Origin of the sequence: Candidatus Oleimmundimicrobium sp., assembly GCF_030651595.1 — a bacterium.
Taxonomy (GTDB): Bacteria; Actinomycetota; Aquicultoria; order UBA3085; family Oleimmundimicrobiaceae; genus JAUSCH01.
On record NZ_JAUSCH010000110.1, the window covers coordinates 1 to 8,828 of the forward strand.

An 8,828-nucleotide genomic window follows, 5' to 3' on the forward strand; every position below is an offset into this window, starting at 1 on the left:
TGCAAAGATAAAGAAATCGACCTTTTGCTGATGATGATAACTGACATTATAAAAGTAGGGACAGAACTCTTGGTTACGGGAAGAACAAGATTAGTTGAGAGAGGTTTTGGGGTAAAACTTGAAGGGGGCAGTGTGTTTTTGTCGGGCGTAATTTCTCGAAAGAAACAAGTGGCCCCTGTTTTAGCACGAATGATGTAAGAAGGTTTGTTGTTGCGAATCGTACTTCCTTCATTTCCGTGCCTACCGGCAGGCAGGTCTTGTTCGCCCAAGAAAACGAAGCAAAAGACGAAGGAATTTTGTGAAATCTACAAATATCGAGATTAATAAAGAGATTTCATCGAAATTCCCGAGCTGGGCGGCCGATCATTTTTTAACGGCTCCAAAATGTACGGTTGTTCAGGCGCCCGCAGAACTCGCCCCGATAAATCGGGACTCAAACAGCTTCGGCTTATTCCCTGAACAACCTATTTCTTCGCTTAAAAATGATATGGCATATAAAAAACGTGCTCATATGCCTGCCCGCCTTTGGAAGATCGCTGCCCACCCGACCCACCCGGGTTTTACAAAACTGAAATTAATAAAAAGCTTTTATTTTTAATTTTGCCAAGGGCTAGGGGCTGGTAGCTGTTTTTAATGATTTTCCTGGTAGCTGGCGACTGGAGACTGGGAGCTGTGTTTATTAAAATAATTTGATAACTGCATCTTAAGTGATAAAATGAGAAAAAGTTAATAGTATGAGGTGTCAAATGGCAAAGAGTTTTGATGAGATAAACGAAAAAATTAAAAAAGGCCAAGCAGTTGTTGTAACTGCTGAGGAAATAATAGATATTGTTAAAGAAAAAGGCGTAAAGCAGACCGCAAAAGAAGTAGACGTTGTTACCACGGCAACATTTAGCCCAATGTGTTCAAGTGGGGCTTTTTTAAACTTTGGACACTCTGATCCTCCTATTAATATAAAAAAAGTTTGGTTAAACGATGTTCCCGCATATGCGGGTATGGCAGCGATTGATGCATATATTGGGGCTACCGAGGTTTCGGAATCTGAGGGGTTGCGTTACGGCGGGGCTCATGTAATAGAAGATTTAATTGCCGGGAAGGCGGTAAAGCTACAGGCTGTCGGACGCGTTACCGATTGTTACCCTCGTTCTGAAATTGAGACATTTATTACAAAAGATACTATCAATCAGGCATATTTATTTAATCCGAGAAATGTATATCAGAACTATGCTGTGGCAGTAAACTCAACCGAGAGAACCATTTATACTTATATGGGGACACTTCTCCCTAAACTGGGAAATGCAACATATGCAACATCGGGCCAGCTAAGCCCACTTTTGAATGACCCTCACTATCGCACAATAGGTATCGGTACAAGGATTTTTCTCTGTGGAGCACAAGGATATGTTGCTTGGGAAGGGACCCAGCATAGCCCGAGTCAAGAAAGAACGGATAAAGGGATTCCTGTATCTGGCGCGGCTACCATTGCCCTTATAGGAAATCTTAAAGATATGAGCAGGGATTATATAAGGGCTGCCACCTTTCACAACTACGGGGTATCCATTTTTATAGGAGTAGGCATTCCCATACCCATTCTTGACGAGGAGATGGTGGAGTTTGTAAGCGTAAGCGATAAGGATATTTACGCCGAAATTGTAGATTACAGTGTACCTAAAAGAAATAAGCCGGTTTTGGGTAGGATTACTTATGCCGAGTTGAGAAAGGGTAAAATTACACTTCGGGGAAGAGAGGTTCCCGCGGCCTCGATTTCGAGTTATGCCAAAGCCAGAGAAATTGCCGGGGTTTTAAAATCGTGGATACAAAAAGGCGATTTTTTGCTGACGGAACCCGTTCAAAAATTGCCCGAGAAAGGTACGACTAAGCCACTGGATATTCAAACAAAGGAGGAGTTATAAAATGGCAAAAAAGAAGATAGTTCTAACTTTTCCTCCTGAGAGAGTAGAGCAACCAATTACTTATCATCTGGTGAAAGACTATGATCTCATAATCAACATTATGCGGGCCGAGGTGCATGAAGAAGAGACAGGATTAATAGTTTTAGAGCTCGAAGGCCCCGAGAACAAAATAGATGAGGGAATAGCTTATCTAAAAAACCAGGATGTAGGCGTTCAAGAGGCAGCAAGAGATATAGCCCTAAATGAAGATGATTGTATAAGTTGCGGTGCCTGCACGGCTGTTTGCCGTCCCAGGGCGCTACATCTTAATCCCGATACATTTGAGCTGGAATTTGACAAAGACAGGTGTATTCTTTGCGGGCTTTGTGTTCGGGCGTGTCCTCTAAAACTTATAGAAGTTAAGTTTTAATAGCTTTTTGTTCTTTTTCAGCATCCTTTTTTAGTTCGCCAAATTTTACCTTTTACCTAAGTATTTAGTCCCTTTGTTTTATCTTCTGATATATTAATAACTTGTAATACTAAACAAATACTTCAAAGAACGGGGTTTGGTTTGTATAGGGAAAAATTTTATCGAAAATGGTTGCGAACAATAGATTTAGTTACTTTTCAAATTCAAGTTGAAGAGACGGATTTATTTATTGCGGCTGATAAGAACTTATATAGGGAAGCTATGGATACGGTTTTTAAGTATCGAGGAGAAATCGAGAATTATATTGAAGAGAACCCACTTTTCGAAACTAGTCTTTCTCCCATTGATATATCTATTACAGCTCCCTTAATTGTAAATGAAATGATTTTAGCTGCCCAAAGTGTTGATGTTGGCCCCATGGCAGCAGTCGCGGGAGCTATTGCTGAGTTTGTGGGAAAGGATTTATTGAAACATTCCGAGGAAATAATAGTTGAAAATGGTGGAGATGTTTTTCTAAAAACAACAAAACCTCGTCTCGTTGGAGTTTACGCTGGCGAAACACCTTTAAGTGGTAAGCTTGCTTTAAATATTCTTCCTGAACAAACTCCGCTTGGAATTTGCACGTCAGCTGGCACAGTCGGTCACAGTTTGAGTTTTGGGAAAGCCGATGCGGTGGTTGTTTTATCTAAAAATACGCCTCTTGCCGATGCGGCTGCAACAGCCATCGGAAATTTAGTTCAGGAAGTGGAGGATATTGAGGAAGGGCTTTCCTTTGCTAAGGGGATAAAAGATATTTTAGGTGTTTTGATAATAAAGGATAATAAAATGGGTGTTTGGGGAGAAATAGATATTCAGCCCTTATAAAAGAACAAAAAAAATTTATTCTGTTTTCATATGTTTTTTAAATTTCTTTGCGTTTAAATCCCCATAAAACCTACATTGGCAATTATCAATACTATCTCGCCAAAATATCTTTAGCAGAGCAAAAGTTGCTAATGGATTTTATGGAGGAAATTGCCAAAAGCGGTCGGACATAAAAAATTTAAGTTATTTTTTGGTTTTTTGGGGTAAAAGTATATACAACTTTTTTTAAAGAAGGGATGAATCTTGAATAAAATAAAAGCCCGGTCAGTAATATTAATTGCTTAAGAATCGACAAAATTTTTATTTAGCCGGTGATTAAAGAAAGATATCAAATGATATAAAAAACACTATTTATTAAGGGGTAAGGATGGTTTATAGATTAACTTGTTTGATTTGCCGCATAGTTTTTAAATTAGGTTTTCGTTGGAAAGTGGAGGGCAGGGAGAATATTCTAAAGGAAGGCCCTTTAATCGTAGTTGCCAACCACACAAGTGTTTTAGATGGTTTTGTGCTGGTTGCCGCAGTTGGGCGTCGGGTTACCTTTTTTTCCTCTGCACACCTTTTCAAGCGTCCCGTTGTCGGCTGGTTTTTAAAAAGAGTGGGTTCTCTGCAGGTTAACAGTGAACGACAGGTCGATATAAAGAGCATTAAACGCGCGCTACAGCTGCTTGCGAATGAGAAAGCGATGGCACTTTTCCCGGAAGGCAAAGTAAGTGTCGACGGAACTCTTAAGGAGGGAAATTTCGGAGCAGCCTTTCTGGCGGCAAAATCCGGAGCTTTCATTCTTCCTCTGGCCATCAAAGGGGCCTATGAAGCACTTCCTGTCGGCAAGAAAATCCTTTCTTTTTCTAAGATAACGGTAAAAATCGGAAAACCTTTTCAGTTGACTGATAGGAAAACAGATAGGGAGAGTTTAAATCGGGCGACGCAGCAAATTATGCAAAAGCTGGCTGAATTGCTAAATGTTTCTTCCGAAGATGATGAAGGGATTATCAATTGTCCTACACATGAAGGAGCGGAGAAAGATAGAAAATCTCTTTAAAGTAACTACCAGATAAAGTAAAAAGTTTATAATAAATTAAACCGGAAAGAGGAGAGAGGGATTGAGGAATTAATTTTCTCAATTATCCTTCCAAAATCTTTTTGATATCCGGTATGGCTTTTTCTGCGGCTCGTTCCCCTAATGTGATAATTTCTTTTGCTTTGGAGAAGTCATAGTATGAAACATCCTCTACTTGAGGGGCAATGACCAGACTTGCATATTTTAATTTTGCTTCAGATAATTCTCTCTGCATTAAATCCACGGCTCTCATTGCCAATTGGAAGACTGTAGGTGGACGAAACCTTTTTTTAACTGAGGTAATCATTCTTGAGTAGACAATTTCGGGAAATCCCTTTTTCGTAACTTCTTTTGTAACTATTTTTCTGTTTGAAGTTTCCGGTAAGTGAGAAAATCTATTTTTAGTAGAAGCTTCTGTTAAAAGATTTACCGCTATAACCACATCCGCTCCCATTTTTCTTGCCACATCGGCAGGCAAAGGGTTAATTACTCCACCATCGATCAACAACTTATTACCTCTTTTTACGGGACTAAAAACTACAGGAGTGGAAATACTGGCCCTGATTGCATCAGTTACGTGGCCCCTTGTAAGTATTGCTTCCTTTCCACTTATGGCGTCAACCGCAATGGCAGCAAAGGGAATTCTTGTATCGTCGAAGGTTTTGTTATTTACAAGGGAATTTATGAAGTTTTCTATTTTTTGGCCATTAACTAATGCGGTTGTAGGTTTGGTTAAATCGGTGAGGCGCAAAAGTTGTTTCCAGTTCATGTTGAGGGCAATTTTTTCCATCTCTTCAATGTTCATTTCGGAAGCGTAAATTCCTCCAATTAAAGCGCCGATGCTTGTCCCCACAATCATATCTATGGGAATATTTTCTTTTTCAAGAACTTTGAGTACTCCTAAGTGAGCTACACCTTTAGCTCCGCCGCCGCTTAGCACTAGTCCTACTTTTGGTCGATTTTGTTTCATTGACGTATCCTTTTTATTTAGAAAAATATTAATTGAATTTCATTTTAACACTTTGCGTTAGAGTAAATAAGTTATAATGTTCTAACTGGAAAAGAATATGTAAAAACAAATATTATTAAACGGAGAATATTATGTTTTTGGACTATTATAAAATTTTAGAAGTTCATCACGATGCTTCTTTTGGAGTAATAGAAAAAGCCTATAAAGTGCTTTGTTTAAAGTATCATCCGGATAAACATCCAAAAGAGAGACAAAGATGGGCTCATGAGAAGATGCAGGCCCTAAACGAAGCCTATCGGGTTATCTCCAATCCAACGAACCGAAAATATTATGATGAGCAAAAAAGCAAGTTAATGTGGAATGTGTTTTTAGAAGAGGGACTTATTGGGATAATAAAGGTTTTGCTGTTAAAGCCTTAAAATCGGAAACTATAAGAGTTATAATGTGAGTTGTAAAAAATATTCATAAAGGAATTAAAATGACGAGAAAATTAAGAGAACCCATAAACGGATTAACTCATTTAATAGGAGCGGTATTATCGATAGCCGCATTGGTTTTATTGGTCTGTTTTGCTGTGGCCAGGGGGACTGTTTGGCACGTGGTTTCATTTTCAATTTTTGGAGCAAGTTTAATCTTGCTTTATACAGCGAGTACTTTGTATCACTGGCTTCCGCTTTCGGAACGCGGTGTCAGGATTTTTAAGCGAATTGACCACATCATGATTTTTATTTTAATAGCGGGAACCTACACTCCCATTTGTCTGGTTTCTTTGCGTGGCGGTTGGGGCTGGAGCATGTTTGGCGTTGTTTGGGGGATTGCCATTATTGGGATTGTGCTGAAATTGTTTTGGCTGCAGGCGCCTCGTTGGCTTTCAACTTTAATTTATCTTTTAATGGGCTGGCTTGCCGTAATTGCTATTTTACCTTTAATTCATTCTGTGCCAATAGGTGGACTTGGTTGGTTGGCAATTGGTGGAATTTTTTATAGTGTTGGCGCGCTTATTTATGGTTTGAAACGCCCGAATATTATTCCGGGCTGGTTTGGATTTCACGAGATATTTCACCTTCTTACGATGGCTGGGAGTTTTAGTCATTTTTGGTTGATGTTTAGGTATGTTTTATAAATAGCAGATGCTTGCCCGCCTTTGGCGGGGCAGATAGCTTATGGCAGATGGCTGATGGCCAAACTTCCCTCCCCCTTGATGGGGGAGGATTAAGGTGGGGGTGAACTCTCGACTCCCGACTGCCTGCCGGTAGACACGGTGCCGCAGATGTTCAAATCTCCTTCGCTTAACGGCTTGCTCATATGCTTGCCCGCCTCTGGAGGGGAACGTGAAGGTGATGAGGTTTTGCCCTTAACATTTTAAATTTTTCTATATAGTTTTCATTTTTATTTCTTATTTTGAGACGGCTGCCAGTCACTGGCGGGCAGGGATGATGTCAGTTTTGGGCAATTTTTGAAGGAAAAACTTTATCTTAATTAGAAGCTAAATTATATATTATGGAATTTGGTATATTAATAAGTTAGGGATAAAATTAGCTTATTCATTTACCGGAAAAGTAATAAATTAGAAGGAGGTAAGAGATGGGCGATATAAAAGGAACAAAAACAGAAAAGAATTTATTGGAGGCGTTTGCCGGTGAGTCACAGGCAAGAAATAAATATACTTATTTTGCATCGGTTGCCAAAAAAGAAGGTTATGAGCAAGTAGCTTCATTATTTCTTGAAACTGCGGAAAATGAAAAAGAACACGCGAAACTTCATTTCAAGACATTGTCCGGTATAGGAAACACGATTGAGAATTTAAAAGCTGCCGCAAATGGTGAAAATTTTGAATGGACTGAGATGTATTCTCGAATGGCAAAAGAAGCTAGAGAGGAAGGATTTGAAGAAATCGCGGTAATGTTTGAGGGAATTGCTGAAATTGAAAAAGGACATGAAGCTCGTTACAGAAAATTGCTTAAGAATATAGAAGATGGAATGGTTTTTAAAAAAGACGGTAAGGTTTTTTGGAAATGCAGAAACTGTGGACATATTCACGAAGGAGTTGAGGCACCGGATATATGCCCTGTATGCTCTCATCCGAAAGCATATTTTGAGATAGTATGTAGTAATTATTAAAAAACATTTCTAACAATTCACTCAACTCGTCAGGAATACGCACGGCTTTGATGTTGTTTTATCGCGTGTATTCCTGACGAGTTAGTTTAACTATTACTTCCAACTTCTCTTTTCGCTTTTAACTATCAACTGTTCGATAAGCTCTTAATCTGTACAACATGGCTTGCAGGGTTTTGCCAGTACCCTATACTCCTTACCCTTGAAATATCCCCGCGGACGGTAAAATTGCCACAATATTTTGGCTATATTATTGACTATCTTCCACTACTTTGGAGAATAGTCTTGACTATCTTCCATTTTTGTGCATAATAGTCTATATGTATCGCAAACAAATTGAATCCATCATTAAAGATCTAAACAAAAAAATTGTTTTCATAGTCGGGCCAAGACAGGTCGGAAAAACTTGGCTTGCTTTAGAAATCGGGAAACGATTTGACAATACGACCTATCTAAATTATGACAGCTTTGAAGATAGTCAAATCATTAAAGATGAATCCTGGCTTCAATCAACTGAATTATTGATTCTTGATGAATTGCATAAAATGCCGGGATGGAAAAGTTATCTTAAGGGAGTGTTCGATACAAAACCAAAAAATCTTAAAATACTTGTTACCGGAAGCGCCAGACTCGATACGTTTAGGCAAACCGGTGATTCTCTGGCTGGCAGATTTTTTATTCATCGGTTGTTACCTTTTTCCATTTCCGAGCTTCAAGAAGATCCAATAAGCAATGATATCGAACGGTTTATTCAAAGAGGAGGTTTCCCGGAGCCCTTTCTTTCAGAGGATAAAATTGACGTGAAGCGGTGGAGAAACCAGTATATAGATGGTCTTATTCGTACAGACATACTTGATTTCGAGAGAATTCATGACCTCAGAACAATGCAGATGGTTTTTGAACTTCTTAGGAGGAGAGTGGGGTCACCTGTATCTTATGCATCCATTGCGGGGGATGTGAATGCTTCACCGACAACGATAAATAAATATGTTCAGATACTTGAAGCTTTATATATAATCTTTAAGGTTACTCCTTATTCAAGAAATATTGCTCGCTCTGTATTAAAAGAACCCAAAATATATTTTTTTGATAATGGTCTTGTTATTGGAGATGATGGTGCAAAGTTTGAAAACTTTATAGCGTTAAGTTTATTGAAACATGTTTTCGGTAAAATTGATTATGAAGGAGAAAATTTTGAACTGAAATATCTTCGCACAAAAGATGGAAAAGAAGTAGATTTTTGTCTCGCGAATAATGACCAAATTGTGGAAGTGATTGAGGCAAAAACCCGTGACTCAAACATATCTAAAAATCTAAAATATTTTTGTGAAAAGTATCATTTAAAAGGCACTCAAATAGCAAAGGAATTGAAAAGAGAAAGAACAATCGGGAAAATTGATATTCGTAAAGCCCATTCATACTTAAAAGAGCTATTTCTTTAAAAAACAAACAGGGGAATTCTTGGAGGAGAAATCTGTTTTGACTAGAAATTTA

General features: G+C 38.6%; 10 protein-coding genes. 9 read left to right on the forward strand and 1 reads right to left on the reverse strand.

Translation table 11 applies throughout. The features are described from left to right. The 5 genes from Q7U95_RS06320 to Q7U95_RS06340 form a co-directional block, all read left to right on the forward strand. Positions 1–198, forward strand: a 198-nt coding sequence (locus Q7U95_RS06320) for a DHHA2 domain-containing protein (RefSeq protein WP_308752858.1), incomplete at its 5' end; no start/stop codon positions are given. Positions 199–746: 548 nt separating this feature from the next. Next, complete coding sequence (locus tag Q7U95_RS06325; RefSeq protein WP_308752860.1) at positions 747–1,913, forward strand: homocysteine biosynthesis protein; 1,167 nt, start codon at positions 747–749, stop codon at positions 1,911–1,913. 1 nt (position 1,914) lies between these two features. Beyond that, positions 1,915–2,322: an NIL domain-containing protein gene (locus tag Q7U95_RS06330; RefSeq protein ID WP_308752862.1), complete on the forward strand. Its 408-nt coding sequence runs from the start codon at positions 1,915–1,917 to the stop codon at positions 2,320–2,322. Between the two features lie 141 nt (positions 2,323–2,463). After that, entirely contained in the window at positions 2,464–3,186 is a 723-nt protein-coding gene (locus tag Q7U95_RS06335; protein WP_308752864.1) for a UPF0280 family protein, read from the forward strand. 367 nt (positions 3,187–3,553) lie between these two features. After that, the gene (locus tag Q7U95_RS06340) at positions 3,554–4,228 is read left to right on the forward strand and encodes a lysophospholipid acyltransferase family protein (RefSeq protein ID WP_308752866.1); all 675 of its coding nucleotides are present in this window, start codon (positions 3,554–3,556) and stop codon (positions 4,226–4,228) included. An 82-nt stretch (positions 4,229–4,310) separates the two neighbouring features. Here Q7U95_RS06340 and Q7U95_RS06345 read toward each other — a convergent pair whose 3' ends face one another. Next, positions 4,311–5,216, reverse strand: a complete 906-nt coding sequence (locus Q7U95_RS06345) for a patatin-like phospholipase family protein (protein ID WP_308752868.1) — start codon at positions 5,214–5,216, stop codon at positions 4,311–4,313. A gap of 131 nt (positions 5,217–5,347) precedes the next feature. Here Q7U95_RS06345 and Q7U95_RS06350 point away from each other — a divergent pair, with 131 nt between their 5' ends. The 4 genes from Q7U95_RS06350 to Q7U95_RS06365 all read left to right on the forward strand — a co-directional run bounded on the left by Q7U95_RS06350 (position 5,348) and on the right by Q7U95_RS06365 (position 8,776). Then, the gene (locus tag Q7U95_RS06350) at positions 5,348–5,635 is read left to right on the forward strand and encodes a J domain-containing protein (RefSeq protein ID WP_308752870.1); all 288 of its coding nucleotides are present in this window, start codon (positions 5,348–5,350) and stop codon (positions 5,633–5,635) included. 59 nt (positions 5,636–5,694) lie between these two features. Further along, positions 5,695–6,339: a hemolysin III family protein gene (locus Q7U95_RS06355; RefSeq protein ID WP_308752872.1), complete on the forward strand. Its 645-nt coding sequence runs from the start codon at positions 5,695–5,697 to the stop codon at positions 6,337–6,339. 461 nt (positions 6,340–6,800) lie between these two features. Continuing rightward, entirely contained in the window at positions 6,801–7,337 is a 537-nt protein-coding gene (rbr, locus tag Q7U95_RS06360; RefSeq protein ID WP_308752874.1) for a rubrerythrin, read from the forward strand. A 317-nt stretch (positions 7,338–7,654) separates the two neighbouring features. Continuing rightward, positions 7,655–8,776, forward strand: a complete 1,122-nt coding sequence (locus Q7U95_RS06365) for an ATP-binding protein (protein WP_308752876.1) — start codon at positions 7,655–7,657, stop codon at positions 8,774–8,776. The last annotated feature ends 52 nt before the right edge of the window (positions 8,777–8,828 follow it).